Source organism: Flagellimonas olearia, from assembly GCF_004150225.1.
Taxonomy (GTDB): domain Bacteria; phylum Bacteroidota; class Bacteroidia; order Flavobacteriales; family Flavobacteriaceae; genus Flagellimonas; species Flagellimonas olearia.
In genome coordinates this window covers 20823-47800 of sequence record NZ_ML142907.1, presented here as the reverse complement: position 1 = coordinate 47800, position 26978 = coordinate 20823, and the positions used below count along the sequence as shown (strand labels likewise).

Below are 26978 nucleotides of genomic sequence, written 5' to 3'. Positions count from 1 at the left end.
CCTTTTCATTTTCTGGTGTCTGAAAAACTATTGCACAATGGCATTTAGTTTTTGTACATGGGCATCGAAGTTCTTGAGCGTGTTGGCCAAGGACGCAATCTGCTCCTGGGCCTCTTTCCATTCTTTTTGCTCGATGGCCTCGCGCACACCTGGAAGCGTTTTTACCCCGTATCCGGTATAAAATCCGGGCGCGTAGATCTGGTGCTTGAACCAATCCCTGCGGGGTAGTCCCTTTTCTGAGGTCAAGGCCTGCTCCATCTTCATCAACGCTTGGTTGAGCTCCGCCTTTTTGGCATTGGAGAGTTGGGTCTTGTCCACTTGGGAAAAGGTATCGATATCATTTTTTAGATCCGCCAACACATTTTGCAACGGGGAGAAGTCCAAATAGGGGACCTCACCCTCTTTCTCGGCAGCTTTTACGGGTTTTTTAGGATCGTTGGCCAGTCCGTATTGATTTTTGGCCACCTTGGCGTTATGCTTTTCCACATCGGAACGCATGGTTTCCAAGGTCTTCATTATTTCGCCCAAATAGCCATCAATGGTGCTGTGCCATTGTTGGAGCTCAAAGGGAAGTACTTCGGCATTTGCCAAACGGAGCACAATCCGTCCGGCCGTATTGGCTAAAGCGGTACCATAATGGAAGCCGGGATCCTTAAAACGGGTGTAGTGGCTATAGGTGTCGTAAATGGTGTGGTATTCCCCTCCGGAGTTCTCGCCGCCAAACCCAAGGTTCAACGAGGGAATCCCTGCGTGTTGGATAAAGGGGGTGTAATCCGAACCAGAGCCCAACGCATAAAGTTTGAAGGCATCGTCCCCGCCGTTCACCACGTTACGGGCGGCACTTCGTTCTGCAATGGAGACCCCTTTTTGTGGGTCGGTCACGGCATGGGCCACTTGGGAGACCATGGCCTGTAGGGAGTGGGAACCTCCCGCGCCCAAGAATCCACGACCATTGCCATCCGTATTGACGTAGGCCACGGTTTTCTGTTGCAATTCGGCCTTATGGTCCTCCACCCATTCCGTGGAGCCGATGAGTCCGGTTTCCTCGGCATCCCAGGCACAGTACACCAAGGTGCGTTTGGGCTTTTTGCCCTGTTTGGCAAGTTTGCCCACAACACGGGCTTCCTCCATCAAGGCCACCAATCCACTGATAGGGTCACTGGCGCCATGTACCCATGCATCGTGATGGTTTCCACGGATGACCCATTGGTCGGGCAGTTCCGCACCCTTTAGGGTGGCGATTACATTATGGGCGGGTTTCAGTTGCCAATCGAACTCCAATTTCAAATGCACCTTGGCCGGACCGGGTCCAATATGATAGGTGATGGGCAGACCACCTCTCCAAGAAGCGGGGGCCACAGGGCCTTGTAGGGCTTCCAGCAGCGGTTGGGCATCCTCGTAGGAAATGGGCAGTACAGGAATCTTGGTAATGGTCGGCGCATCTTCGCGCTTTAATCTTTTGGCATCCTTGGTGGCAGCGTAACCGGGGGTCAGTACATCACCAGGATACAGGGGCATGTCCATTACGGAACCGCGCTGTACCCCGGTTTTGTTTTTAAAGGCACCTTTGGGGTATACATCGCCCCTTCCGTATCCATCATCTTCCGGGTCCGAATATATGATGCACCCAATGGCCCCTTTTTCGGCGGCCAATTTGGGTTTGATGCCTCGCCAGGAACCATAATATTTGGCAATGACGATCTTTCCTTTGACATCGATGCCTAGTTTTTCCAGTTCCTCATAATCGCTGGGAATACCGTAGTTGACAAAGACTAGTTCGGCCTCCACATCGCCATCGGTGGAATAGGCGTTGTAACTGGGCAATAGGTTTTCTTGATGGGTGTACGGGTCGCCCTCAACGGGAACGGCTTTGAGTTTTGCCGTATACTTGGTGGGAGCAGTGAGTTCCAACACGCGGACCTTGGGATAGGGAAAGAGCACATGGTAGGTGTCCACCCGGGTGTCGTAGCCCCACGATTTGAACTGTTTTTCCATCCATTTCACGTTCTTTTCGCCGTATTCGGTGCCCACCCAGTGGGGTTCGGCAGCCAAACGCTGCATCCATTCGTCCAGATTGGCTGTGGAGAGTTCTTTTTCAAATTGATTTTCCAATTGCAGCTCCTTTTCCGAAGCGGCCTTGCTGAACCCAAGGATGGTCTCTTGAGCCGAGACACACAAGGTACTCGCCAAAGCCAATAGTGATAATACTGTTTTTTTCATTTTCTTGAATTAGTCTTTAAATGTAACTGATTTGTAAGTTCTTAAAAAACAAATTGGGTATGAATAAGCTGATTTACATGATAAATCACAGTGAATAAAATTCTACCAAAAATTTGCGCAGTCAAATAACTGCATTTATATTTGCAGTCAAATAGCTGCGTAATGGAATTAAGAAGAGATGTATTTCAGGCAATAGCGGACCCCACTCGAAGGGCCATCATTGCCTTGGTGGCCGCCAATGCCATGACGCCCGGGGCCATAGCTGGAAATTTTGATTCGTCTCGACAGACGATTTCAAAGCACATTCAAATTTTGACCGAATGTGAACTGTTGCGTCAAGACCAACAGGGGAGGGAAATCTATTATCATTTTAATCCCAGCAAACTCAAAACGATAGCGGATTTTATTGAACCATTCCGGGAATTATGGGATGATAGGTTCAACAAACTGGAAGCTATCATGAAGAATCAAAGGAAATTTTAGATCATATGGAGCGAAAGACCCAAGTACATGCCGAAGATGGCAAACAGGAAATTTTCATTACCCGAGAATTTGAATTGCCGTTGGACGTATTGTTTAAGGCGTATATGGAACCCGAGATGGTGGAACAATGGATGGGGACCAAGGTGTTGAAACTGGAAAACCATCCGCACGGCAGCTATCAATTTGAGACCACGGACCCGAAGGGCAACAAACATCGATTCAACGGTACCATCCATGAGTTTGTGCCCGAAGCGAAAATCACCCGAACCTTTGAAATGGAAAATTCCGGTTTTCCGGTGCAACTCGAGTTTTTGGAATTTGCTTCCATTTCCGAAGGAAAAAGCCAACTCCGGATGCAAATGGTTTTCAAATCTATAGCGGATAGGGACCGCATGCTGCAGCTGCCTTTTGCGCAGGGAATCAGTATGGCCCACGATCGCCTGCAAGAAGTTGTTCAAAAACTACATAACCAATGAAATCAAACCACATGACAAAACAAGATCTTTCTGCGAGCAAGGCGGGCAAAATTACCTATTGGGTGGCCACGCTCTGGTTGGCCTTGGGAATGGCCTCCACAGGAATTGTGCAATTGACGCACATGGAGGAGGAGGTGCAAATGATGAACCATCTGGGATATCCCATTTATTTTCTAACCCTCATCGGTATCTGGAAGCTTCTGGGAGTGGTTGTTGTTTTAGTCCCCAAATTCCCATTGTTGAAAGAATGGGCCTATGCTGGGTTTTTCTTTACCATGACAGGCGCCATTATTTCCCATCTGGCCATCAATGATGGGTTGACGAACCTTTTTGGACCTGCATTACTTTTGGCATTGACCGGAATTTCTTGGTATTTTAGACCAAACAATAGAAAACTCACCCCAATCAATTCAAAATGAACACTAATCCGAAAGTAGATGAATATTTGGCTGAAGGCTGCGGACGTTGCGACTTGGTGGGCACTCCAGATTGTAAGGTGCAAAGTTGGCAGGAGGAGATCAAGGCATTGAGAAGACTTTTATTGGAATGTGGTCTTACCGAAGAACGAAAGTGGGGCTCACCCTGTTATACGCTTAATGGTAAGAATGTGGTAATGATCGCTGCATTTAAAAACAACTGCACGCTGAGTTTTCTGAAAGGAGTCTTGTTGAGCGACAAGGAGGGTATTTTGGAAATGCCCGGTGAGAATTCACAATCCGTACGATTTGTGCGATTTACCCAAGTTCAGCAGATCATCGAGAAGTGGGGTGTTTTGCGGAATCATGTCTTTGAGGCCATTGAAGTGGAAAAGGCTGGACTACAGGTAAAGTTGAAAAAAACCTCAGAGTTTGAAATGCCCGAAGAACTTCAAACCAAACTGGACACGGATACCGAATTCAGAACGGCTTTTGAAGCCCTCACCCCAGGCCGACAACGGGGTTATATGCTCTATTTTTCCCAGCCCAAACAGGCCAAGACCCGTATCTCAAGGATTGAAAAGAGCTTTCCCAAAATCTTGGACGGGAAGGGATATAATGAGCGGTAGTACTAAAAGAAATGAGATGTGTGTTCTTGTAAGAAAAAGCTAACATTTTATCGATTAATTCTTTGGGGTTATAAGAACAAGGTTTATGTTAGTGGCTTTATAACCTCGCATGAAAAAAAACTACTTTTTGGCTCTTTTGAGCTTTCTTCCTTTTCTTTTATCGGCCCAAACAGAATTCATCACCACTTGGAAAACAGACAACCCAGGTGTTTCAGAGGATAACCAGATTACCATTCCTACCTATCCGGGAGAAATATATGATTACACGGTGGACTGGGGAGACGGCACATCCGACATCAATGTAACTGGGGATATTGTCCATACCTACACCAATGCAGGAACCTATCAGGTTTCAATTACGGGTGTTTTTCCGCGTATATATTTTGAAGCCGATATATCTGAAATTGACTCTTCACCTATTGGCCTTGATGACAACAACAAATTACTGAGTGTGGATCAATGGGGCATTAACCAGTGGACTTCTATGGAACGGGCATTTTATGGCTGTGAAAACCTACAAATTCTTGCCGAGGATGCTCCTGACCTGACAAGGGCTTGGAGCATGTTTTCCATGTTTGCATTTTGCACATCATTTACTTCCAACCCATCCATTGGAAATTGGGATGTTAGTTCCATATCCCATATGATGAATATGTTTCTTAATGCAAAACTTTTCAATCAAGATATTGGTAACTGGGATGTTTCCAATGTTACCAATATTTCTTATATGTTTTCTGGTGCAGAATCTTTTAACCAAGATATTGGCAATTGGGATATGTCCAGTGTAACGGATGCTCAACGAATGTTCCAATCTGCTTTGGCCTTTAATCAAGATATTTCGTCATGGAATCTGGAGAGCCTACGTGTTATGCATGGAATGTTTAATGGTGCCCGTTCGTTCAATCAGCCCATTGGGAATTGGGATGTAAGCAATGTAGAGGGAATGGCAGGAGTGTTCTCCAATACGGATTCTTTTGATCAATCCTTGGCCAATTGGGATGTGTCAAAGATTAATAATTTGGGTGGTTTTTTCCGATGGGCCGGACTATCAATGGAAAACTATGACAAAACCCTAATGGGATGGGCAGCATTGGATTCTCTTCAGAGCGGTGTCAGTATGGATGCTAGAACCGTTCGGTATTGTGAAGGAGGAGAAGCTAGGCAAAGTTTGATAGATAATTATGGTTGGGTCATTACGGATGGGGGTAAAGTCCCTTATTGTAATGAAGACAATGACAATGATGGGGTGTTGGACCATTTGGACAACTGCCTGAACTCCCAGCCAGGCTGGGAAGTGGATTCCAACGGCTGTGAAATAGTGCCTCATGATGCCCTACAGGTATATACCCTTACTCCAACTTGTCCGGGAGGTTCGGACGGTGTCCTGGAAGTGTTTCTGGATGCTACGGGATATGTTATGGATATTTCCGTGAGTGGATTTGGCTACTCAAATATGTTTTATGATGTGGTATCTGGACAGCCACATACCATAGAGAATATTCCTGCCGGTTCTTATTCTGTGGCCGTTTGGATCAATGAAATTCAATACCAACAACATTTTGGCGTTACCATTAACGAATTGGGTTCTGTAACTGGCAAGCGTATCCAATTGGACAATAAAGCGGGCACAGCTTTGTATACGGTTTCGGGGAGCACCCAATATAAGGTGAACGTAAATGGAGCAGAACAAATATTCAGCTTTGAGGATGATGGGGAAAGATCAATCCAGTTGAACAGTCTTACTGGATTTAACGAAGTGTCCATTTCAGGTCTAAATGATTGCCAGGGAAATTTGGAGGATAGCTTTTTCATTGAAGATAAAATCATGCTCTATCCTACCATAGTATCCCATGAGATGTATGTTTTGGCCGATGCGGATAAATTGGATTTGGAAATCTATACGTTCTCAGGACGTTTGATCAAGGCAATTTCTAATATGGAGAGCAGGACTTTGGATGTCAGCACCTTGGATTCGGGCATGTACCTTGTCAAAATTATTGCTGATGACCGGGAAGAAACGATTAAGATCATCAAAAAATAGAAAATGAAGATATTGAGATATATAGGTTGTCTGACATGGTTACTATTTGTATGTTCATGCGGGGGCGGTGACTCTTCCGGACCCGAAACACCACCAGAAGAAACCTTAAACCCTCCAGGTAAAGCTGTGGGTACGCTTCCTACAAACGGAGAACCTTGTTCAGACTATTCCGAAGTTTCCGGAGACGATACCAAAGTTTTGATTCTGTTCAAATGGAATGCTGCAGAATCTGCACAGAATTACAATCTGATCATTTCTGAGAGCGGGAGCGAAGTGACCCAGAAAAATGTTAACGGTTTGGAAACAACCGTACCATTAGATAGGGGAAAGACCTATGCTTGGCAAGTGAATGCCATCAATAGCGATGGGGAAACAAATAGCAATACGTATTCTTTTACAACTCCGGGAATCCCAGAAGGCAACTATGCACCCTATGCTGCACAAATATCTGTTGAGTTTATAACAGAGACCTCGGAGATGTTGGTTTCTTGGGTAGGTGAAGATGAAGATGGTGATATCCTTTCCTATGACGTGGTTATTTTCTGGGAGGGAACTACAGGAGAGACCTTCACTGGGCTTATGGAAACTACTTTGGAAACTGTTTCCTATATTCCAAGTACAGCTTATACCGTCCAAGTGACTTCCAAGGAAACATCAGGTAATTTTTCGATTTCAATAGTAGAAGGAACAACCCCGGAGTAAGACTTATTGATTGAATTCCTCATCAATGATTACTTGGTCCGTGACCAAGTCCTGTAGATGTACTTTTTCCACTTCCCCAGCGCCTAAAAACAGAAATCGCATACCAGCGATATCCCCTATCGATTCGTTGTAGCTTCCGGTAAAAATGGGTTGGTCCTCAAGGAAAACGGTCAACTCTTTTTCTTGTACCTCGAGGGTAAGATTCCTGAATTCTGATAGATCCATACCAAGTCTGGACAGGTCGTGCTTTTTGCCGCTGAGGTAGACATCGCTCATCATCACCCCAATTTCCGAGACACAACCGGGAATGGAGGTGCTGATTACCATACTGCTCTTGGTGCCCAAAATAATGAGCTGGGTTTTTTGGCAGACGGCCCATTTTTCGTGATAACTGTTTTTCAATCGGGTGGTGAGCCTAAAATTGTCTCCAGAAATGGATCCAAAATCATCCACGATATGAAAGGTTGATGAAATGGGCTCGTCGCTTGCCTTTATTTCTTCCAATAGGGAAGGAGCGAATGCCAATTTACCTTGAAGGATATCCTTTTCATCCACATATTTTGGAATGGGTTCGTAATCCACCGTGCCCAACCATCCTTCGGATTTGATGAACAGGTCGTGTTGCTTGATGGCTTTGCCATCCACCACCAACTTGGCCCTGAAATAGCCGGGATAATAATATTGCCCGGTGGCCTGTTTTTGTCCTTTTTCCAAGGTAATGGTTTTGGTGGGGTCCCAAAACTGTTGAATGTAGATACTATCCGATTGGATGGAATCGATATCCAAATCAAAGACCACCGAGTTGGGTAGGCCTTTGGCGAGAGGCCTACTGTTGAAATATACACTGGAAGTGTTGAGTTCCCTATCAGGCTGGGAGCCTTTTAAAGAATAGAAAGAGATAAAGACCACCGCCATTACCGAAGCGGCCAACATGATAATGCCCAGATTGGAATTCACCTTACTCAGCACTGAGATTTTTTTGGAGTCCTTGTTCTTGTTCTTGAAATCCCTCCAATTTTCAAAACCCGCAAACTGGGCCAAGGTGTTCAACGTAGTGATACTTGGGGCGCTTTTGTAGTTCACTTTGCCCCAAACACGCTTCAGGGTAGTGGGGCTCAATAGGACTTGGGTCTTATGCTGGATTTTCTCGCTCAGTTCAGAAAAGACATCGTTGTGCCAATGCTCGGAAGGCCCCCAACTAAGGCTTTCTTCAATTTGGGACAAACATTTTTTTACCAATGGGTACTCCGGATACATAGGCGAACATTCTTCTATTGCAAATGTTGGAAAAAATCCGATGCATGAACCGTAATGAATCAACTTGCACGGGATTGTTTCCACAAAAAACATGGAAATACGGGACCTTTCGGCCATAAATCAATTCATCATGAAAAAAGCGAGCGTTATCATCATAGCCCTTTTGGGCGGTTTTTTGGGGAAGGCCCAAGACATTATTCCTTTGGATACCATCAATTGGAACTTTGAAGCGGAGTCCTATATTTTAGAAGAGTTTAAGGGTAAAAAGGCCATTTACCTGCAAGGGGGTTCCATCACCCTAAAAGATGGCGATTTTTTGAACGGCACCATTGAGTACGACATCTATTTAAAGGAGGTACAAGCCTTTCCGGGAGTCTATTTTAGGATGAATGGTACCAATGCCGAACACTTTTACATCCGCCCGCACCAAGCGGGCAATCCAGATGCCAACCAAGCGATTCCCTTGACCAAAGGGATTTCCCCGTGGCAGTTGTACTATGGTGAAAAGTATGCCTTCCCCTACGAGTACAAATACGATGACTGGACCCATGTGAAATTGGTGGTCCATGACGACAAGGCCCAAGTTTTTCTGGACTATTCGGAGGAGCCCAACCTTTCTTGGCAATTGTTCCATGAATCGGTGGAGGGTGGCATCTCGTTGAATGGCGGGAATGCCCAAGGAATGCATCTGGCCAACATCAAGATTGATAGGGCCAAGCACGAACTCAAGAATTTTAAGCCCTTGAACCGAAAACCCATTGAAGGACTTGTTCCGAAGTGGCAACTCTCCGATAAGTTTGAGGAACAACTATTGGATGATCATTCCATGATTTCCCAGCTTATTGGTAACAGGACTTGGAAGGAATCCGTTGTGGTAGAAGAAGGTACGGCCGCCAATATTTCCCGAAAAGTGGAACGCTTTGATGATGTCCCCGGCAACACTGTATTTGCCAAAATTGAGCTGGATGCCACATTGGATATGACCAAACTCTTTGAGTTTGGCTACAGTGATAGGGCAGTGGTCATCCTTAATGGCAAACCCATTTATAAGGGCAACAATAGGTACCGTTCACGGGACTATCGCTATTTGGGTACAATTGGTCTCTTCGATGCGGTATATCTTCCCTTGAGAAAAGGAAAGAATACACTTTTATTGGCCGTTTCAGAGGATTTTGGCGGATGGTTGGTCACTGGAAGATTTGTGGACACCAAAGGATTGAAAATACAATAACACATCAAAAAACGATAAAAAATGAACCTACGATTTCTAGTAATCGCATTAAGCTCTGTAGTAATAAGCTGTCATATGGCCTTGGCCCAAGATATGTTGGTGGCCACAAAGGTCAGCCAGCGAGCCAGCGTCATGCAGCGTATTGGAACAACCGATGTAACCGTGACCTATAACAGTCCGGCTGCAAAGCAGCGAAAAATTTTTGGAGGTATCGTGCCCTATGATTTTGTAGTGGATGGGGTGGAATACCCTTGGCGTGCCGGGGCCAACGAGAATACCACCATCAGCTTTACCCATGATGTTACGGTACAGGGAAAACCACTCGCCAAAGGCACCTACGGATTGCACATTTTTGTGCGGGAAGGGGAGTGGAGCTATATTTTTTCGAAGAACCATGAAAGTTGGGGCAGTTTCAGTTATGATCCCAAGGAGGATGCCCTTCGGGTTACCGCAACACCTGAACCAAACGAATACCGGGAATGGCTCACTTATGGGTTCACTACAAGGGAGGCCGAAGAGGCTGTCTTGGAATTGCAATGGTCCACAGTGAAATGTGGAATCACCATCGGCACGGATGTTACTGCCAATGTGCTGGCCGACTTAACATCCAAGGAAGAGAAAACTTCTGATGACTACATTAAATTGGCACAATTGACCCTGTCCGAAGATGCCAAAAATGTGGATGCGGCCCTACACTATGCCGAAAAATCCATCGCCATGGGAGAGGAGTTCCGTAACTTGATATTGAAATCCGAACTCTTGGCCAAAAAAGGAATGTTTCAGGAAAGTAAGACCTACGAGCAGAAAGCATTGGAAGTGGGAGAGGGCTTTCCCTATTTTTACTACTACCCCCTAAGTTTTATGCTATTGGAGGGCAATCCTGAAAAAACCTTTGAAATCTTGTCCGAAATGCTCCAGAAAGACCCCAACAATTGGATTGCCAACCTGGCCATGGGAGAATACTACATCAAGGCAAAAAACCAAAAAAAGGCCACCTCTCATTTTGGCAAGGCTTATGAGTTTGCTGGGGAACGGTCCAAACCCTATGCCCGTTACATGTACCTATCCAATAGGTTGATATTGGACCAAATGCAATGATTACGATTGGGTACGGCTCAATCCACGAATGCCTGCTAAAAATGGTTTATGGAAAACCAGCGTCCAACTTCTTCGTTCAACCATTTTATACCTCATATATTTGCAACGTTTTGATTTTAAAACTGTAAACCAAAATTATGAGTAAAGTAAAAGAGAACGACACGGTAAAAGTCCATTATACCGGAAAACTGACCAATGGGCAAATTTTTGACAGCTCGTTGCAAAGAGAGCCCTTGGAAGTGGCCTTGGGACAAGGTCAGCTTATCCCCGGGTTTGAAAAGGGACTTATTGACATGGCCGTGAATGAAAAGAAAACCATAACCATAGCCAAGGAAGAGGCCTATGGGGAGGTCAATGAATCGCTTTTTCAAAAAATATCCAAATCCCAATTGCCCGAAGATATCAAACCCGAGGTAGGTATGGGCTTGGTAGGCTCCAATGCCGATGGACAGCAACAACAGTTCCGAGTGGCCAAAGTGGAAGCCGATGACATTATCTTGGACGGGAACCACCCGTTGGCCGGCCAAGACTTGGTGTTTGACCTTGAAGTGGTGGAGATACTGTAACAATCTCATTTATTGAAAATAAAAAACCTGCCTTCTGGCAGGTTTTTTTTTGGAAACATCAGTTGTAAGACCTTTACTCTTCTTTTCCGCCACCCACAAAAATAACAGAGTAGAGTCGTGAACCATAGAGTCCCAATCTATGGATCAGTTCTTGGTAGCTCTCTTTGGACAAGGCCCCTTTTTGGGTTGGTTTTGGACAATTGGCCCATCCAAGCCGCACCGCATCCAAGTATTCCTGCGGAAAATTGGAATTGCCAATGGTGGCATTGTACAAGGTTACATTGTAGGTTGCCGCAAGCTCACACCCCACGTGATAACCTTCCTTGCTGTAATCCGTTTTTGTTTGGGCCGTTACTGTCATGGAGAGCAATACAAGGGTGACTATGGTAAGCAATACATTTTTCATGTTTTTTATTTTGAAGTATTATTCCTACAATATATAAAAATAAATCAATCATTTGTATGTTTGTGTTCCTAAGAAAAGTGGGCCAAACATTCATGGTCAAAGGAAATATTGGAAACACTTTTCCGATCAATACGCATTGTCCAGGTTTTGCGTTATGGTTTCAGTAAGTACAAACTAAAATATCTTATGAAGAGAATATTCATTTTCCTTTTTGTTTCGCTATGTGTTATTTCTTGTTCTTCCGAAAGTGAAGATACCCCTCCTGTTGAAGCAAAAGGCAAGCAGGTGTTTCGCATCAATTTAAATGAAGTTTCTGCTAAAACCGCACAGGAAATTGGACAAAAGGACCTTGAGCCGGCCTTTGCCATCGTCAGTATAAACAATAGTTCAGGAACTCCCATTCTGATCAGGGAAAAGATCGCCTTGGTCAAAGAGGGTGATAGTTATATTACTTCTGACATCTCTTTAACGGAAGGCATATACTCCTTAATTGAATTTATTGTAACCGATGAAAATGATATGGTGATTTCATTGGCTCCCAGGGAAAGCTCGGTAATGGCCGAATTTGCAAACAATCCCTTGCCGTTTGATTTTGCCGTCACGCAGGACAAAACCAGTGAAACCACAACGGAGAATATAGAAGCCGCGGGGTATTCCTCAATAAATTTTGGATATACAGGGTTAGGTTTGATATTCCCTCTAAACAATGATTTCTTTAACTTGACCGTGGATGATTCCGAATATACTACCACCAAAATACTGAACTTAAAGTCAATTTCGGGGTCCACCTATCAAATCGATTGGGGAGATGGAACCGTGGATGAGTATGTATCCACCACGGTAAACTCGGGACTTGAAAACAGCATTTCACATGAGTATGCCCAGAATGGGGAATATACCATCACCATTAGTGGTGCTATTGAGGCCATTGAACTCATAGATTTTGGCGGAAGTCAGGATGACGATTATGAAAGTCATCTTACCGCAATAGACCTGGAGAAGTTAACGTTGCTCAAATCATGTCAACTGTACCAAGGTAAATTAACGGGCCTCAATACCTCGGGCAATCAAGCTCTGGAATTCCTCGGGCTTGGATACAATCAAGTAACCAGTTTGGATTTCACCAACAACCCAAACCTGAAAACTGTTTGGTTGCGTTATAATCAGTTGACCGGGTTGGATGTATCACAGAACCCGAATCTGGAATTCCTATGGGTAGACGGCAATCAAATTTCAGCATTGGATGTTTCCGGTAATTCTACATTGAAAGTGATTCTGGCCCGGGAAAATAATCTGGGCAGCATAGATCTGTCCAATAATTTGGAATTGGAACGATTGGATGTCGCGGACAATACAATAGGAACCATTGATGTTTCGTCAAATCTAGAGTTATTTGAAATCAATGTGGGCGGTAACGGTCTTAGCAGTATAGACCTTTCAAATAATATCAACCTGATCCGAATAGATCTTTACACGAACCAACTGAGCACCATAGATCTATCAAACAACCTAAGGTTAAAGGATTTGTACATTAATGGTAATGGGCTTACAGAAATAAACGTATCTGCAAATGAAGAATTGGAACGTTTGATCATTGCGGACAATACCATGAGTACCCTTGATATAAGTTCAAACCCGCTAATATTTGATTTGGAAGTTGAGAACAATCAATTGAGTGGCGCAGAATTGGACCAGCTTATATCGCATGTTTATGACCAAACCGTTCTGAACTCCGTAATGAACGGGTATGTCAGTTACGCCAACAATCCGGGATCGGATGGCTTGGACAACACTACTTTGGAGAAGATCAACGAACTGGTTTTGGACTATAACTGGGTATTCTGGAACCCCTAGGCGCAAGTAATTTACCATTGCCCACCATGGATTTTTAAAACAGCTTCTTTGAGTTCCATAAGAACATGGCAGGTGTTCTGCCGTTCCAATTCTGAAAAGGCATCCATGGGCAGGTAGTGGAACATGTAAACGGCCTTGTCCAGCCATTGGGCAAAGGAAAGCAGATTGCCCTCGTGGCATTCTTCAAAGTAGGCGAGGAGGGGGTGTAGGTCAAGTTCTTTAGGATTCATGGCACCATGTATTGGAATAAAGTTATCAACAACCAAAGATTAAGTTTAGATTTTATTTATATAAATAAAACTTAAATAAAGTTAATATAAACTTATATAAAAATATTCAAACTTCAAAGTCCTTGTTGCATTAATGGAAGTTCTGGTTATATTTTAACAAGTTTGAATTATATATTGTAGTATCTAAGAAGCATTATGGCAGATAGAATTAACAGAATAAAAGAAGTATTGGTAATTCAAGGAAAATCTCAAGTTTGGCTTGCAGAGGAACTTGGAAAAAGTACAACTTCGATAACAGCCATCTGCAACAACAAATCCCAACCGCATTTAAAAGATTTGAAGAAGATTGCTGAAATCTTGGATGTGGATATTCGGGAGTTATTGGTTTCCACTAAAGAATAATCATAATCAACATAGCGTCAGTTCAAATGTCAGGAAGTGCAAGGGGAATAGGAGTTTTAGTTGAATATTTCTCGGAGTTTCTACAACGGCTTTTTGAAGGAAATGGGGTTGAAGAGTTGAGCAAGAAAAAACTAAATAAATTGCTCAAATCTCAAGGGAGCCTAACTTTTGATGATATGATAAATATGTCATGGGGGAATTTGTCACCCAAGTTAGATGAAATCGACAAAAAGACTCTGGATCAATTTGTACAATTCTCATATGAGAAATTCGTGATAGAAAAAAAGGAGTCAAATAGACAACTCGAAAAGCGGATATTTCAATTAATCGATTATCTAGACTCTGAAAGGGAGGGTTTTTCCCTTGAAAGAAATAACATCAGGAATTCAATAGCACATAAAGATTAAAGCAAGTATATAAAAAGAAAAGCTTAAGTACTCTAAAGTCCTGATAGTTAAGATTTACAAAGAGCATATATTTGATAAAAACCCCCAACATTTCTACGGTTTTTCAGCAATCCGTTCCGGCAAACATTTTTTATCTTTAAAGGGTCAGGATAGCCTTCTTGATTTTCCCCCGAACATCTATTTGGTCATCAAAAAACAACCGTCATGAGAAAATCGGGCACCAACAACGGCTTTACACTGAACGTGATATCGGGCACCTATGTGGTGATGATGGGGTGGCACTTGCCCCAGAACCAGTGCGGTGGGCTTATGGGCTTCTCCATACACCGCGAGAGCCCTTCGGAGAACGAAGCCTTTTATTTAAAGGGCATGAAGGTCTTTCCCGAGACCGACCCGGGATTTCCACCGGGATCCATGTACGAGACCAGCAAACAGCCCATACAGGGGTTCCAATGGTCCGATTATTCGGCCAAACCGGGACTTACCTATACCTACACGGTCACGGCCTTGAAAGGTACCCCGGCCCATCTGCAGGAGTTTAGTTCCGTTTCTGTGGACATTACCACCGAGAGCCCCGAAAATGGCAATCAGGATGTCTATTTCAACAGGGGTATCGCAGCCTCACAGGAATACGTGCGCCGTTTTGGGGACCAAAGACCGGAAGATGTGCCCAACGACAAAGCTTTTGAGTGGCTGTCGCGAGGGTTGTACGAGGCCTTGGAGAGCTACATCAACAGTTGTACGCCCGGAACGGACGAGCTGTATATTGCTGCCTACGAATTTTATTATGACAAGGTGTTGTTGCTCATCAAAAACGCCATTGATAGGGGAGTAGTGGTAAAATTTGTGTACGATGCCCGCAAGGACAGCCCAAAAATTAAAAACCAAGAGGCCATGGTCACTTTTGGGTTGGACACCCATCCCTTCGCGTTTGAAAGGACCAGTCCAAAATCCTATATCTCCCATAACAAGTTTATCGTAAAAGTGACCAACGGCGTGGCGAAATCGGTCTGGACCGGAGGCACCAATTTTTCGGAAGGGGGCATTTATGGACATTCCAATGTGGCCCATGTGGTAGAGGATGAGGCCGTGGCACAAAAATTTAAACTGTATTGGGATGCCCTGGTGGAAAAACCGGAAAAGAGCAGCACCCTTAAACAACGGGTGGAGGCCCTTTCACCACTTCCTGTCAATAACCTGACTGACGGCACCCATGTGATGTTCAGTCCCAGAAAAACTATTGATGCGTTGGATTGGTACGCACAATTGGCCAAAAATGCCCAAGAAGGACTTTTTATGACGTTTGCTTTTGGGATGAACGATGTGTTCAAGGATGTTTACGAAAATGGACAGGCACCGTTCAGGGTCGCCTTGTTGGACAAACTCACCCGGGGTTTCCGGGACCCAGCAGACAAAGCTGCCGAAGAGCAGAAGATGCAGCTACTCAGAAACAAAAAGGAAAATGTGTTTGCCGTGGGCAATTTTGTCCGAACCCATAAAATTGATGGTTGGCTCAAGGAGAAATTGACCACATTGAATTTCCACGTGCGTTACGTGCACAACAAGTTTATGCTGATAGACCCCTTGTCGGATTCTCCCATTGTAGTGGCGGGTTCTGCAAATTTTAGTGAGGCCTCGACCATCAAAAACGATGAAAACATGGTAGTGGTCAAGGGCAATACCCGGGTGGCCGATATGTATCTGGGAGAATTTATGCGTTTGCATACCCACCATGCTTTTAGGGAATCTTTGGCATGGCGTAAACCGGACGACCCACCCAGACCTTTGGGTACGGGCAATTGGTGGCAAGATTATTTTGGGGAAACCCCAAGATCTATCCGAAGGCGGTTTTTTGCTAGGTTGAATGAATGATGTATCCAGTAAAACACATTCAATCTGGAATTCCTGTTTTTTTCGATTGAAAATAGGAGGGAAGGGACGTAATATAGTATATGATTTACTTGAATTTCAGTACTTTAATTGTGTAAATTTCAAAAAAGTAACTACATTAAAAGGGCGATTTCAAATCTTCTGGGTTGCCCCCTCTAAGAGGACCTGAACTTAAATCTATTCAATAGTCATTAATAGATAATCTTTTAACCATGATAGCCATGTCAAAAAGGCCCTTTTATTTGCTCTTTAATTTACTTTTTTTCTTGCCATTAAAAGCTCAAAAGACCGATCACCTTAGAAAACTCAATGACACTGTAGCATTAGATCAACGTTTTTATCTTCAACCAAGTGAATTGCAAACTATGCTAGGTCATTTAAAAAATGCACCGGTTCTAAATCGCGACTGTATAAACGTTCAATGTGAAAAAATCAAGTCTTATCACACTACTCTTTATAATTTACAAACCGATATCCATCTTTATTATGACGCACTACATGCAAGTGCTGCCGTTTCACGGAACCAATGGCTTTTGTATCTGGACCAGACCTATAAAAATGAAACCTTGAAATGGGGACTTATTACCAATCTTAGGTTTCGGGATGCATGGACCAATTTTTCATCTTCCGTTTTGGATTTGGCTTCTCTTATGAATGCATTTCAGTCTGCTTCTGGATTACAATCAAAGGAGACCATTTCTCAAATGACCGCGTTGACCAACGTGTTGGATGGCGTATTGGCCTCCCTGAACATTATTGTAAAGACCCTTACAGTTGATGGTAGTAAATCTGCCATAGGTGAATTATCCTCTGACGAATGGAATGCCATTTATTCCGGATTGAAATCCAATTTGGAGTTGGTAAATGAAAGCATTGCGTTATACAAGAACGTTGATGGGTTGGTCGGCACCACACTTGATGAGATTGGGAAATTAAAGCGTCTACGAAAGGCCAACATTGCAGCGGCGGTTGTGCAACTGGTAAATCTGTATGTCAGCTATGACAATAAACTAATGAAGCAACATATAGACGAATTGGATAAAGTACTCAGTCCTAATCAAAAAGTGCAGTCGCAACATTATCAAACGTACAAGGCAAAGCTAAGTTTATTGGACCTTTTATCCCAAGTTTCAGCGCTTGTAAAGAATCGCGAAGAGGGGGTTTATCATCTAAACTTAGATTGTGGAGGCACATTGAAACGCAATCCCAGAACAAAAACCCAAATTGATGCAGATACCTTTGGAGCTGCTTTGAAATATTATAGTGAAGTTTTGAGAACTACAACGAAAACCCTACCTAACACTTGGGAAGGTATAAAGCCATGTGAGTTGGCCAAACCTCCATCATATACCTTTCGGATCAATGATGGTATTGGCAAGGAAATTAAATCACTCTTCAGCATATTTAGCGAGAAAAACGCCAAATTGAATATGCAGGGAGGGATTCCCCAAGAGGATGGAAAGTTCAATCTATTTCCGGGTACTTATATCATTGATATAAAAGAGAGTAGCACGGTAGATAATGTTTTTCTAGCAAGAACCTTTGTTGAAAATATTAAGATATCCGGACAAGAGAACACTGAAATTACAATTAATCCCTATGGAAGGGTTGAGTTGGAGCTGGTAACAAAGGAAGGACAACCATTAAATTTTGCGTATAAATTTACAGACAAGAATGGAACGCAAATTGCCAAAGGAACCAGGTTTGATAAGATACTTTTGGATTTACCTTCAGGGACACCTATTGGTTTAAACTTAGATCATGGCCTAAAAGGAATCGCGGAAAACGCCATTATTTTAGAGGCCGGTAAAATACTAAAGCTTCGTTATGTTTATGACGAGGGCAAATTTGTCCGCGAAGAAGCCCAAAGTCAATTTAATGGGTCCAATGCTTCCACCGCCGAAAACACGACCATGCCAGAGAATCAAGTGCCATTAGGATGGGCCAAAGGCACACTTTACAATTCAAACGATGGCAATTGTAAGGATTTAAGGGGTAAATACCTCGAGTTTACGATACGGGGCCAAAAAATTTTAGACCTAAATACCGGCACTTACATAGAACGGGCGGTAGTGGCCCCAGGGGACAAGTTATGGATTGCGGCTCCAGAATCAGGTGGACATTTTAGGGTGAACATTCTCAATGTCAATCAAGATACCAATGGGCAAGGAAACCAAATCTCATTTTGGTTTGCAGACCATCTTATAGATGGTTGGTGGTTTTCATCAGGCTGTAAGAATGGCACCCGACCTTCTGTAAATTGTAATGACGGTATCGCCGACCAAGGGGATAAATCGTATTCAGAATGTAGAACATTGGGGGAAAATTGATCAGTACTTTTAGCAATCAAAAAGAGTTTAACAATTGCGCCTAGTCGTTTTCTTCTAAAATCTTCAAGCTAAGAAAATAGTTCTATTGGGGCAGAAAATTTTTGCTTTTGGCGGGGCAAGCGTGGGCAAATTGTGTGTAGAGAAAAATGTAATCCACATTTTTGTTTACAAAACAATCGAGCGTTTGCGCGCGGCAATTAAATATAACGACCAATTATGGTACAAATGAGAACAAAGGGTGCGCAGCACACCGATTATAAATATTAATGACCCCGTTGAAAATTTCAATAAATAACGCTCACATGAGGGCTATTTTACATAATGGAAAATTATAGCTTACCAATGGCGAAACCCTTAAAATGCAATACGGCGACATTTGTACTATAATCTACATTATGTAAAATAAAATGTTCGAAACACCTAAAACAATCCCCCTCTTTATCTTCCAGCACTTTTTACGGGACAATGGTCTAAGAATTTTTTAAGCAATCTATACACCAAATATCCTAATGTCACGGAAAGTGAAATCAAAAAAATCTGCCAAAGCAGCAAGGGAATATTAAAATCGTTCATGTGATTAGCTTATGCCATCACAAATATCGGCACATTGGATTTTCGCACCAACTGTTTGGCATGTGCCTTGTTGGGCACGCACAGTAATTCGGTATTGGTTCGTGAGACGTAACTCACCAGACCATCCATAGCATTGGAACCTTCGGTAAATTCATAGGAAACCGTTTTTTGCCATGAACTTTGCGGTTGATGGGCGGTATCATGCCTTTTTATACGAAACAAGCGCATTGGTTTTTCACTCTCACGTTTTAAATCATTAATGATTTCCAACCCTTTATTCTGTACCTCATCTCCCAAAAAGCCCAAATTTAAATCTTTGAACGTGTGGAATTTATGGTCCTCATCCATAACCAACACATTGGTATTGGCCTCCGATACCACAAAATCAGCAAGGCCATCGCCCCAAAGTCCCAACATTGACCTGCGCTTGCCCAAAACCACGATGTCCGGATGCTCTTGGTCAAGATGCTCCTTAATGGTACTCTTTGCATTTCCGTACACCAACGTATAGTTAATGGGCAGCTCCTCCCCTTTCTGAATATCCTGAATCAAACGCTGCATCTTGGAACGGGTTTTACGGTCGTCCTTGTATATGGTATCCAAGGCGGAAAACTGACTTTCCCGCTTTACCACATCAATGGCGGGCTTAACCTGCAGAACATCAATGGTTGCGTTAATGGTTCTGGCCATTTCAACAGCATTGGCCACTATATGTTCTGAGTTTTTTAATCCTTCCAACAAAACAGTAACCCTGTACTTTGCAGTGATGCTTTTTGGACTCATATGCGTAAAGATTTGACGTGCTTCATAAATATACGGCGCAAACCCAAATCTTTCTATAGTTTAACGTTTGGTTAGCACAATAATTGTTTGATGCTCAAGGTTGTGGGGTCAGAATTATGGAATATTGAAACTTCTAGAACAAGTGGCGTATTTTCTTGACCCAACGAATAGGGATCTTGTATGGAGCGTATCGAAGGGGCACATCCAACCAATTGGAACGTTTAACAACGGATTTATGATGGGAAAACAGCTCGAAGGAGTGTTTGCCGTGGTACCCACCCATTCCCGATTGCCCTACCCCACCGAAAGGAAGTTGTTTGTTGCTGATATGGATGACGGTATCGTTTATGGCACCGCCCCCAAAACGGTATCGGGACATGATTTTCTTTTGAAAATCACCCTTTCGGGAAAATACATATAGCGCCAATGGTTCGGCATGACTCAGAATGTACCGGTCCAAGTCAGCTTCGGTGGTATAGGGTATGATAGGCAATATAGGACCAAAAATTTCTCCTGTCATCAGTGCGCTTTGCCTATCGGGCGCATCCACCAAAGTTGGTGAAATATATTGGTCCGTATCGTTACATTCCCCGCCAAAGAGTAATTTCTGCCCTTTTAGGCTTTCCTTGAGTTCTTGATAGTGCTTTGCCGTGGCCATTCGGGCAAAGTCTGGGGAAGTTTCCACGTTCTCTCCATAAAATTGTTGGATTTGCTGTTTTAACTGCTCCACCAATAGGTCTTTTACGCTTTCATGCACCAGAATATAATCCGGCGCTAGGCAAGTCTGCCCCGCATTGATGAATTTTCCCCAGGCAATACGTTTTGCCGCTAGTTTAATTTGGGCCGATTCATCAACAATGCAAGGGTTTTTGCCACCCAGTTCCAACGTAACGGGAGTCAGATGTTCGGCAGCGCTTTTATACACGATTTGCCCTACACGCGTACTCCCTGTAAAGAAGATATACTCCCATTTTTTTGACAAAAGCTCCTGAGAAACCTCTACGCCACCTTCCACTACTCCCACATGCTCCCGGGGAAACACTTTTGTAATGATTTCGGCAATGATCTTTGAAGTGTTTGGGCTCAGCTCGGAAGGTTTTAACACTACGGTATTTCCAGCGGCTATGGCACCCACTACAGGAGCCAATGCCAGCATAAAAGGATAGTTCCATGGCGAAATGACCAATACTTTGCCATACGGTTCGGGCTGTATCCAATCTTTTGATGGAAAATTGGTCCAAGAAGTTTCCACAGGGGTTGGGCTACTCCATTTGGAGATGTTTTTAATGGCATAGTTCAACTCGGCCAGCACCAATTGGGTCTCGGTGGCCAAAGCTTCAAACTTAGGTTTTTTGAAATCGGCATAGAGCGCGTCGCAAATGGCATCTTCACGATCTTTGATTTCTTGCATCAACCGTTGTAGGGATTGCTTCCTGAAGTTTATGTCCTTTGTTTGTTGCGAAGCAAAAAAATCGTTCTGCTTCTGTATCAAGTCTTCCACCATATTGTATGCCGAATGATTCCCCTAAATATAACCAAACTGGAGTTAGAAGTTCAAGGTTCTTTTGGATTGAGAACAAAAAAAAGCACCGATACAATCGGTGCTTGATATCTATTTTTGATGAAGAGCTTTATAAGGTTATCTCTTCAGTCACTTCATTAGGGTAGATTACGGTGGCTTTGTCATCACATTCGCCATCACCAAAATCAACAGTCACTACAAGACCATTCTTGGAAACTATCATGGTGCCGGTAGTGAAGTTTCCACATTGGGCATCGATCTCTACACCATCGGTCTCAATGGAATAGGTATTTCCGTTGGCCTGTATGGCCCAAGATCCCGAGATTCCAATAGTGAAGTTGTCCAAGGTCTCACCAAAACTGAATGTGAAGGTTTTGTCGCCGGTTTCAACAATACTGCTCCCATCGGCCAATTCAATGGTGATATTGCTGGTTACCGTGAACGAAATGGAATTTCCTTCGGTATCACCGCTCATCGTGAAATTTCTGGTTCCATTAATTTTAATGTCACCTACATAAAAATCGTTATACGCTACACTGAATGAGGTAGCTTCTCCACTTGTATCATACGTGGCAACAACGGTTCCGTTCACATTTTCGGTTCCGTTCAGGACACAATTGTTGAAAGTGGCCGTAAAACCGGTTTCGGTATACTCGGCACTATAACATTCGTTTGTTTTTGCTGTTTTTGCTGTTTCTCCATTATCGGCGAAGAGTTCTGCCAAAGCATTATCGGCCACACTGGTTAATTCGTCAGACGTTAAAATGGTCTGCACCTCTACTTGGGTCAGTTCTTGGTCACTTGGCGGTTTAGCATCATCACTACAAGATTGTCCAATAAGCAAGGCCAAACCTATGAAAGCAATTTTTCCAATGTTTTGTATGGTTCTGTTCATGTCGTGTAAGTTAGGGTGTTACGGTGCTAAAACGGTCTTGGTGCTACTTTAGTACATTTATTGGGTGTAGATCGATAAAATGTAAGGGAGCATTCAAATATTTTTTCTGGAAATCTGTTATTTTGATAAATCAATCTAAAAAAACTCATGAAAAATATACACAAAGCCTTTTTGGGAATTGCAGCATTGATGCTCATGTTCTCATGTAGCAACGATGATGGTGGTGGCACTGGTACTGCTAACCTAGAAGTGATAGGAATATGGGACTTGGCCCAGGTTGATGTTAGTTCGGCACAGGATATTGATATGGATGGTACTTCTTCAACCAACTTAATGAATGAACTGGATTGTATTTCGGGAACCTTATTGATTGATGGGGATATGGTATGGACTTTTGAACAAACCGGTATTAACATCACAGCCATTACCAATGGGCAGTTTGTGGCACAATGTTCAGGCTCCGTGGCGGCAACCGGGGCATGGTCTTCCTCAGATACCGAAGTTATCTTGCAGGGAAGCAGCCTTTTGGGCACCCTTACCATTGATGGAGATCAATTGATCAAGGATATTGGAGATGATTTACCGGGAATCCAGAGTTATGTCTATGTCCGTAGAGCTCAGTAATAGATAAGTCCATCAAGGCTTTTGTGCTACAATGACCCACATTTGTTTATCGTTTTCACGTTCCCATTTTCCATGATCTTCGATTTCCGAAATGATAGTGAAACCAGCTTGCTTCAGTTCTTCCCGGACATAATCGGCAGACAGTGAATGGGATGCCACTTGTGTTTCCCTGGATTTTCCACGCACCCAATCCTTGAGTTTTTCAAGAACCATCACTTTTCCGCCTGGTTTTAGTGCTGACTTTACGTGCTGGAGTATTTTTTTATGGGCATCCATTTCGTGGTAGGTATCCATAATAAAAACCATATCCAATTCCCTTTCAGGAAGTTTCGGGTCGTCATAGTCCCCAAGAATGGTCACAATGTTCCCTAAGCTTCGTTTATGGGCATTCTCTCTCAAGTTTTCCAATCGATCGGAACGGACATCCACCGCATACACTCGACCGCTTTCAGCTACTTTTTTGGATAAATGCATGCTCAAATACCCTTCATGGCATCCTATATCGGCCACTTTATTCCCTTGCTCCACCCCCATCAGGTCCAGTAGGAATTCCGTTTTCATCCATTTATCCCGTTCCTTCCAATCGGCTTCCGTGTATTGACCCCATAACGTTGAGGGTAAAGCGAACAAAAGCAGCAAAAGGAAGGAACAGGTGGATCGTATGATCATATTCGACTAGTTTTTTATAAGCCCTTGTCCCTCGATCCATGGAGCGCCTGCTGCTTTTAAATCGGCTTCCAAGGAAGGCAAGGTATTTTGGGCCAAGGTGGACAATTGTTTCTTGATTCCCTGTAGTTGGTCGTCAGCTCTTTCCAAGGCGGCTTTGTGGTTCCCAGTTGGGCCATACGTATTCGCCAATGCCACCATGCCTACAAAATTGCCATCTCCCGGCGTAGGCGGATTGCTTTCCCCTATTTCGTTCTTTGCAGGGTTTCCATTCATTTGTTCATTCAATTCCAGCAACTGCATTTTGGCTGCATGGATTTTAGAAGACAATGCTGCATTGGGACTCACGGCCTCATCCATGGCGCGTTTCATGGCATTTACTAGACCGATACTTTTACCTAACACGGTATTGGTGGCCATAAGATCTTGTTGAAACTGTTGGAATTGGCTTCTAAAGGCATCTATATCTGCGATAGGCTTGGAAGGCAAGGCTCCTTTTTCCAAGGCCTTTACTTCAAAAGTTTGCGGATTGGATAAGGGTTTCAGTTCTCCGTCGATGCGCTGGTATAATTCCACGGAATAAGTGCCAGGTGTAGCTAAGTATGGAACGGCGAAATAATCCTCATCACCGCTGCTTTTTGGGGGTTCCATTGAGATACCGCCTCTGGACGCATAGGAAAGGTCCCATGCTACCCGATTAAACCCTTTTTTGTTGGTTCCGGACACCGTATTTACCATTTTGCCAGAACTATCTTTGATCAAAAGAACCAATGCAGGCTCTTCCTGAGTGGTTTCCTGTGCCAATGCATCCCAACCAGGGAAGGGTACATTGCTCTTTTGTTTGTTGAGTTCTTTTTCCTTTTCGGTACGGATTTCCTTCAAGGACTTAAGCTTTTCGGGCAAATAATAGGTGAACGTTGCCCCGAAAGCTGGATTTTTGGCCGCATACTCGGAATGCCCTTGACCATACACCTCATCTTTTTCAATATACCAATAGGCAGGTTTTACTTTGAACAATGTGGGAGCTTTGACTGAGGGGTCAAAATCCCGTAAAGGCGAAATATCATCCAAAATAAAGATGCCCCTTCCAAAGGAACCGCCCACAAGGTCATCTTCCCGGCGTTGAATGGTGACGTCCCTAAAGGAAATGGTAGGCACTCCCCCATCCAATTTGGTCCAACTGCTTCCACCGTTATTGGTAAAATAGATACCGAACTCTGTGGCGGCAAACAACATTCCTTCCTTTTTGTGGTCTTGTACGATTCGCCACGTGATCAATCGTTTGGGCAGGTTTCCATTGATGAAGGTCCACGTATTTCCTTTGTCCGTACTTTTCAAAAGATAAGGTTTAAAATCCCCCTCCTTATGATTGTCGAGTACCAAATAAACGGTGTTGGCGTCGTGCAAATCGGCACGGACGTCGTTGACAAAAGCTCTATTGGGAACCCCTTTGATGTTCCCCAGCATGATTTTTTTCCATGAATTACCTCCATTTTCAGTGACTTGCAGTATCCCATCATCGGTTCCGGCATAAATTAGGCCTTCTTGTAATGGGGATTCAGCCAAAGAGGTAATGGTATTGTAGTTGGACATGGCCCCAACATCCCACGGATTGTCCCAACTCTGTTGGCGCCCCATGATAGGTAAGGGTAACCGCTCTTCGTTCCTAGTTAAATCCTCTGAAATAGGCGTCCAGTCATCTCCCCTATTTTCTGATTTCCATACACGGTACGAAGCAAAATACAAACGCGAAGGTTTGTGTGGGCTCACCAAAATGGGAGAATCCCAGTTGAAACGCTCAGAGGGCTCCCCAGCTCTGGGTTGGGGTTGTATAAACACGATTTCTCCGGTGGTCTGGTCAATTCTCCATAACCAACCTTGTTGGAATTCACCATAGGTGATGTCCGGATTTCCCGGTTCCGTGGCAGACTGGTGCCCATCGGCGCCCAAGGTAATCCACCAGTCCGAATTTAGGATACCCGCCTTGCTCTTGGTACGCGAAGGCCCACCGTGGGAACCATTGTCTTGGGTGCCCCCAAAGATATGGTAGAAAGGTTTGGCATCATCAACCGCAATTTTATAGTATTGGGTCACGGGCAGGTTGGCAAAGAAACGCCAGGTCTGGGTGCCATCGTAAGATTCATAGAGACCACCATCGGTTCCGAATAGTACATAATCCGGGTCCGAAGGTTTAAAGGCAATGGCATGGCTGTCCACATGCTTTTTGTCCTCGTTCATGGGTCGGAATGTTTTCCCATGGTCATCCGAAATCAAAACGATATAGCTCATAAGGTACAATCGCCCTTCATGATGTGGCGAAGTGTAGAGTTCTTGATAGTAATGTGGTCCCGTTCCTCCGGAAACCGCATCGGACTGTTTGGTCCACGAAGCCCCTCCGTTTTCTGACATGAATACTCCTCCTTTTTTTCGGTCCAACTCAATGGCCGCATAGATGGTTTCATTGTCAAACTGGGAAATGGCCAAACCAATTTTCCCCAAATGGGACGTGGGAATACCGCTTTTAAGTTGGGTCCATGTCTCACCACCATCGGTACTTTTATGGATCCCTGACCCGGGGCCACCACCCATATAGGCAGCCACCGTTCTGTGACGGTCCCAAGTGGCAGCATAGAGCACATCTGGATTGGTGGGATCCATGACAAGGTCCGTGGCACCAGTCCATTCACTATCGCCTAGGGTTCTGTTCCACGTTTTTCCACCGTCCGTGGTCTTGTAGAGGCCCCTCTCCCCTCCTTTTGACCATAGCGGTCCTTGGGCAGCGACCCAGACAATATCCGAGTTTTCAGGGTGTACAATGATTTTGGAAATATGTTCTGAAGTTTTCAGTCCCATATTGGTCCATGTTTTGCCTTCGTCATGGCTCACATAGACGCCGTCTCCAAAGCCGACGTGTCTACCACCTACATTTTCCCCAGTACCCACCCAAACCGTGCTAGGGTTGTTGGGGTCTATGGTAACGCATCCAATGGAATAACTGGATTCCTTGTCGAAAATTGGGGTCCATGTGATCCCGGCGTTTACGGTCTTCCACACATTTCCCGAACCCACGGCAACGTACCACGTATTTTCGTTGTTGGGATGTATGGCGATATCAGCTATACGGCCCGATGTGAGTGCAGGTCCCAGATTTCGAAACTCCAGTCCGGTATACGGGGACGGGTCGGTTTTTTGGGCTTTGGAAGTAAAAGTTAAGGTGATAAATAAAAATAATAGAGCGCAGACTTTGTAGTAATGTCCCATGTGTAACAGTTTAGTC

At 44.0% G+C, this 26978-nt stretch carries 24 protein-coding genes; 15 read left to right on the top strand and 9 right to left on the bottom strand.

Annotated elements, in window-relative coordinates; translation table 11 throughout:
- Positions 1 to 27: 27 nt before the first annotated feature.
- Positions 28 to 2220: a M28 family metallopeptidase gene (locus tag DN53_RS00235; protein ID WP_129652420.1), complete on the bottom strand. Its 2193-nt coding sequence runs from the start codon at positions 2218 to 2220 to the stop codon at positions 28 to 30.
- A 162-nt stretch (positions 2221 to 2382) separates the two neighbouring features.
- Between DN53_RS00235 and DN53_RS00230 the strand changes: the two genes are divergently transcribed.
- From DN53_RS00230 to DN53_RS00205, 6 genes are all read left to right on the top strand, one after another.
- On the top strand, positions 2383 to 2703 hold the full coding sequence (locus DN53_RS00230; RefSeq protein ID WP_129652418.1) for an ArsR/SmtB family transcription factor: 321 nt from the start codon (positions 2383 to 2385) through the stop codon (positions 2701 to 2703).
- A gap of 5 nt (positions 2704 to 2708) precedes the next feature.
- Positions 2709 to 3179 (top strand): SRPBCC domain-containing protein, encoded by a 471-nt coding sequence (locus tag DN53_RS00225; protein ID WP_129652416.1) that lies wholly within the window; start codon positions 2709 to 2711, stop codon positions 3177 to 3179.
- A gap of 11 nt (positions 3180 to 3190) precedes the next feature.
- On the top strand, positions 3191 to 3598 hold the full coding sequence (locus DN53_RS00220) for a DoxX family protein (protein WP_129652414.1): 408 nt from the start codon (positions 3191 to 3193) through the stop codon (positions 3596 to 3598).
- Positions 3595 to 4224, top strand: coding sequence for a YdeI/OmpD-associated family protein (locus DN53_RS00215; RefSeq protein ID WP_129652412.1), 630 nt, complete (start codon positions 3595 to 3597; stop codon positions 4222 to 4224). Before DN53_RS00220 ends, DN53_RS00215 begins: the two co-directional genes overlap by 4 nt.
- A 109-nt stretch (positions 4225 to 4333) precedes the next feature.
- Positions 4334 to 6265 carry a BspA family leucine-rich repeat surface protein gene (locus tag DN53_RS00210; RefSeq protein WP_129652410.1) on the top strand — a complete coding sequence of 644 codons (1932 nt, stop codon included), beginning with the start codon at positions 4334 to 4336 and terminating at the stop codon, positions 6263 to 6265.
- A 3-nt stretch (positions 6266 to 6268) separates the two neighbouring features.
- A complete protein-coding gene (locus DN53_RS00205) occupies positions 6269 to 6967 on the top strand; it encodes a hypothetical protein (RefSeq protein WP_129652408.1) in 699 nt (232 codons plus the stop codon).
- 3 nt (positions 6968 to 6970) lie between these two features.
- Here DN53_RS00205 and DN53_RS00200 read toward each other — a convergent pair whose 3' ends face one another.
- Positions 6971 to 8191, bottom strand: a complete 1221-nt coding sequence (locus DN53_RS00200; protein WP_129652406.1) for a hypothetical protein — start codon at positions 8189 to 8191, stop codon at positions 6971 to 6973.
- Between the two features lie 163 nt (positions 8192 to 8354).
- Here DN53_RS00200 and DN53_RS00195 point away from each other — a divergent pair, with 163 nt between their 5' ends.
- The 3 genes from DN53_RS00195 (at position 8355) to DN53_RS00185 (ending at position 11119) form a co-directional block, all read left to right on the top strand.
- Entirely contained in the window at positions 8355 to 9455 is a 1101-nt protein-coding gene (locus DN53_RS00195; RefSeq protein ID WP_129652404.1) for a hypothetical protein, read from the top strand.
- Positions 9456 to 9476: 21 nt separating this feature from the next.
- Positions 9477 to 10553 (top strand): DUF2911 domain-containing protein, encoded by a 1077-nt coding sequence (locus DN53_RS00190; RefSeq protein ID WP_129652402.1) that lies wholly within the window; start codon positions 9477 to 9479, stop codon positions 10551 to 10553.
- A 137-nt stretch (positions 10554 to 10690) separates the two neighbouring features.
- On the top strand, positions 10691 to 11119 hold the full coding sequence (locus DN53_RS00185) for an FKBP-type peptidyl-prolyl cis-trans isomerase (RefSeq protein ID WP_116217692.1): 429 nt from the start codon (positions 10691 to 10693) through the stop codon (positions 11117 to 11119).
- A 73-nt stretch (positions 11120 to 11192) separates the two neighbouring features.
- Here DN53_RS00185 and DN53_RS00180 read toward each other — a convergent pair whose 3' ends face one another.
- Positions 11193 to 11525 (bottom strand): hypothetical protein, encoded by a 333-nt coding sequence (locus DN53_RS00180; RefSeq protein ID WP_129652400.1) that lies wholly within the window; start codon positions 11523 to 11525, stop codon positions 11193 to 11195.
- 186 nt (positions 11526 to 11711) lie between these two features.
- On the opposite strand from DN53_RS00180, the gene DN53_RS00175 reads away from it, so the two are divergent.
- Positions 11712 to 13379, top strand: a complete 1668-nt coding sequence (locus DN53_RS00175) for a leucine-rich repeat domain-containing protein (protein WP_129652398.1) — start codon at positions 11712 to 11714, stop codon at positions 13377 to 13379.
- Positions 13380 to 13390: 11 nt separating this feature from the next.
- Here DN53_RS00175 and DN53_RS00170 read toward each other — a convergent pair whose 3' ends face one another.
- Positions 13391 to 13609 carry a hypothetical protein gene (locus DN53_RS00170; RefSeq protein ID WP_129652396.1) on the bottom strand — a complete coding sequence of 73 codons (219 nt, stop codon included), beginning with the start codon at positions 13607 to 13609 and terminating at the stop codon, positions 13391 to 13393.
- Between the two features lie 195 nt (positions 13610 to 13804).
- On the opposite strand from DN53_RS00170, the gene DN53_RS00165 reads away from it, so the two are divergent.
- From DN53_RS00165 to DN53_RS00150, 4 genes are all read left to right on the top strand, one after another.
- Entirely contained in the window at positions 13805 to 14011 is a 207-nt protein-coding gene (locus tag DN53_RS00165; RefSeq protein WP_129652394.1) for a helix-turn-helix transcriptional regulator, read from the top strand.
- Between the two features lie 26 nt (positions 14012 to 14037).
- The gene (locus DN53_RS00160; RefSeq protein WP_129652392.1) at positions 14038 to 14418 is read left to right on the top strand and encodes a hypothetical protein; all 381 of its coding nucleotides are present in this window, start codon (positions 14038 to 14040) and stop codon (positions 14416 to 14418) included.
- A gap of 204 nt (positions 14419 to 14622) precedes the next feature.
- Positions 14623 to 16290, top strand: a complete 1668-nt coding sequence (locus tag DN53_RS00155; protein ID WP_129652390.1) for a phospholipase D-like domain-containing protein — start codon at positions 14623 to 14625, stop codon at positions 16288 to 16290.
- Between the two features lie 383 nt (positions 16291 to 16673).
- Complete coding sequence (locus DN53_RS00150) at positions 16674 to 18638, top strand: hypothetical protein (protein ID WP_165357195.1); 1965 nt, start codon at positions 16674 to 16676, stop codon at positions 18636 to 18638.
- Positions 18639 to 19220: 582 nt separating this feature from the next.
- Here the strand turns inward: DN53_RS00150 and DN53_RS00145 are convergent.
- From DN53_RS00145 to DN53_RS00135, 3 genes are all read right to left on the bottom strand, one after another.
- Complete coding sequence (locus DN53_RS00145; RefSeq protein ID WP_129652385.1) at positions 19221 to 19994, bottom strand: universal stress protein; 774 nt, start codon at positions 19992 to 19994, stop codon at positions 19221 to 19223.
- 133 nt (positions 19995 to 20127) lie between these two features.
- Positions 20128 to 21498 carry an aldehyde dehydrogenase gene (locus DN53_RS00140; RefSeq protein WP_129652383.1) on the bottom strand — a complete coding sequence of 457 codons (1371 nt, stop codon included), beginning with the start codon at positions 21496 to 21498 and terminating at the stop codon, positions 20128 to 20130.
- A gap of 127 nt (positions 21499 to 21625) precedes the next feature.
- Positions 21626 to 22411, bottom strand: coding sequence for a hypothetical protein (locus DN53_RS00135; protein WP_129652381.1), 786 nt, complete (start codon positions 22409 to 22411; stop codon positions 21626 to 21628).
- A 147-nt stretch (positions 22412 to 22558) separates the two neighbouring features.
- Here DN53_RS00135 and DN53_RS00130 point away from each other — a divergent pair, with 147 nt between their 5' ends.
- Positions 22559 to 23035, top strand: a complete 477-nt coding sequence (locus DN53_RS00130; protein ID WP_129652379.1) for a hypothetical protein — start codon at positions 22559 to 22561, stop codon at positions 23033 to 23035.
- A 12-nt stretch (positions 23036 to 23047) separates the two neighbouring features.
- Here DN53_RS00130 and DN53_RS00125 read toward each other — a convergent pair whose 3' ends face one another.
- The gene (locus tag DN53_RS00125; protein ID WP_129652377.1) at positions 23048 to 23704 is read right to left on the bottom strand and encodes a class I SAM-dependent methyltransferase; all 657 of its coding nucleotides are present in this window, start codon (positions 23702 to 23704) and stop codon (positions 23048 to 23050) included.
- 6 nt (positions 23705 to 23710) lie between these two features.
- Positions 23711 to 26962 (bottom strand): VPS10 domain-containing protein, encoded by a 3252-nt coding sequence (locus tag DN53_RS00120; protein WP_129652375.1) that lies wholly within the window; start codon positions 26960 to 26962, stop codon positions 23711 to 23713.
- Between the last annotated feature and the right edge of the window lie 16 nt (positions 26963 to 26978).

What these genes read in the sequence shown, in the direction of transcription:
- DN53_RS00155 (WP_129652390.1), top strand. Translation starts at nt 14,623, where the DNA reads ATGAGAAAATCGGGCACCAACAACGGCTTTACACTGAACGTGATATCG.
- DN53_RS00230 (WP_129652418.1), top strand. Translation starts at nt 2,383, where the DNA reads ATGGAATTAAGAAGAGATGTATTTCAGGCAATAGCGGACCCCACTCGA.
- DN53_RS00220 (WP_129652414.1), top strand. Translation starts at nt 3,191, where the DNA reads ATGACAAAACAAGATCTTTCTGCGAGCAAGGCGGGCAAAATTACCTAT.
- DN53_RS00140 (WP_129652383.1), bottom strand. Translation starts at nt 21,498, where the DNA reads ATGGTGGAAGACTTGATACAGAAGCAGAACGATTTTTTTGCTTCGCAA.
- DN53_RS00135 (WP_129652381.1), bottom strand. Translation starts at nt 22,411, where the DNA reads ATGAACAGAACCATACAAAACATTGGAAAAATTGCTTTCATAGGTTTG.
- DN53_RS00175 (WP_129652398.1), top strand. Translation starts at nt 11,712, where the DNA reads ATGAAGAGAATATTCATTTTCCTTTTTGTTTCGCTATGTGTTATTTCT.
- DN53_RS00160 (WP_129652392.1), top strand. Translation starts at nt 14,038, where the DNA reads ATGTCAGGAAGTGCAAGGGGAATAGGAGTTTTAGTTGAATATTTCTCG.
- DN53_RS00225 (WP_129652416.1), top strand. Translation starts at nt 2,709, where the DNA reads ATGGAGCGAAAGACCCAAGTACATGCCGAAGATGGCAAACAGGAAATT.
- DN53_RS00195 (WP_129652404.1), top strand. Translation starts at nt 8,355, where the DNA reads ATGAAAAAAGCGAGCGTTATCATCATAGCCCTTTTGGGCGGTTTTTTG.
- DN53_RS00180 (WP_129652400.1), bottom strand. Translation starts at nt 11,525, where the DNA reads ATGAAAAATGTATTGCTTACCATAGTCACCCTTGTATTGCTCTCCATG.
- DN53_RS00170 (WP_129652396.1), bottom strand. Translation starts at nt 13,609, where the DNA reads ATGAATCCTAAAGAACTTGACCTACACCCCCTCCTCGCCTACTTTGAA.
- DN53_RS00125 (WP_129652377.1), bottom strand. Translation starts at nt 23,704, where the DNA reads ATGATCATACGATCCACCTGTTCCTTCCTTTTGCTGCTTTTGTTCGCT.
- DN53_RS00215 (WP_129652412.1), top strand. Translation starts at nt 3,595, where the DNA reads ATGAACACTAATCCGAAAGTAGATGAATATTTGGCTGAAGGCTGCGGA.
- DN53_RS00150 (WP_165357195.1), top strand. Translation starts at nt 16,674, where the DNA reads ATGCTAGGTCATTTAAAAAATGCACCGGTTCTAAATCGCGACTGTATA.
- DN53_RS00145 (WP_129652385.1), bottom strand. Translation starts at nt 19,994, where the DNA reads ATGAGTCCAAAAAGCATCACTGCAAAGTACAGGGTTACTGTTTTGTTG.
- DN53_RS00165 (WP_129652394.1), top strand. Translation starts at nt 13,805, where the DNA reads ATGGCAGATAGAATTAACAGAATAAAAGAAGTATTGGTAATTCAAGGA.
- DN53_RS00185 (WP_116217692.1), top strand. Translation starts at nt 10,691, where the DNA reads ATGAGTAAAGTAAAAGAGAACGACACGGTAAAAGTCCATTATACCGGA.
- DN53_RS00205 (WP_129652408.1), top strand. Translation starts at nt 6,269, where the DNA reads ATGAAGATATTGAGATATATAGGTTGTCTGACATGGTTACTATTTGTA.
- DN53_RS00130 (WP_129652379.1), top strand. Translation starts at nt 22,559, where the DNA reads ATGAAAAATATACACAAAGCCTTTTTGGGAATTGCAGCATTGATGCTC.
- DN53_RS00120 (WP_129652375.1), bottom strand. Translation starts at nt 26,962, where the DNA reads ATGGGACATTACTACAAAGTCTGCGCTCTATTATTTTTATTTATCACC.
- DN53_RS00235 (WP_129652420.1), bottom strand. Translation starts at nt 2,220, where the DNA reads ATGAAAAAAACAGTATTATCACTATTGGCTTTGGCGAGTACCTTGTGT.
- DN53_RS00190 (WP_129652402.1), top strand. Translation starts at nt 9,477, where the DNA reads ATGAACCTACGATTTCTAGTAATCGCATTAAGCTCTGTAGTAATAAGC.
- DN53_RS00210 (WP_129652410.1), top strand. Translation starts at nt 4,334, where the DNA reads ATGAAAAAAAACTACTTTTTGGCTCTTTTGAGCTTTCTTCCTTTTCTT.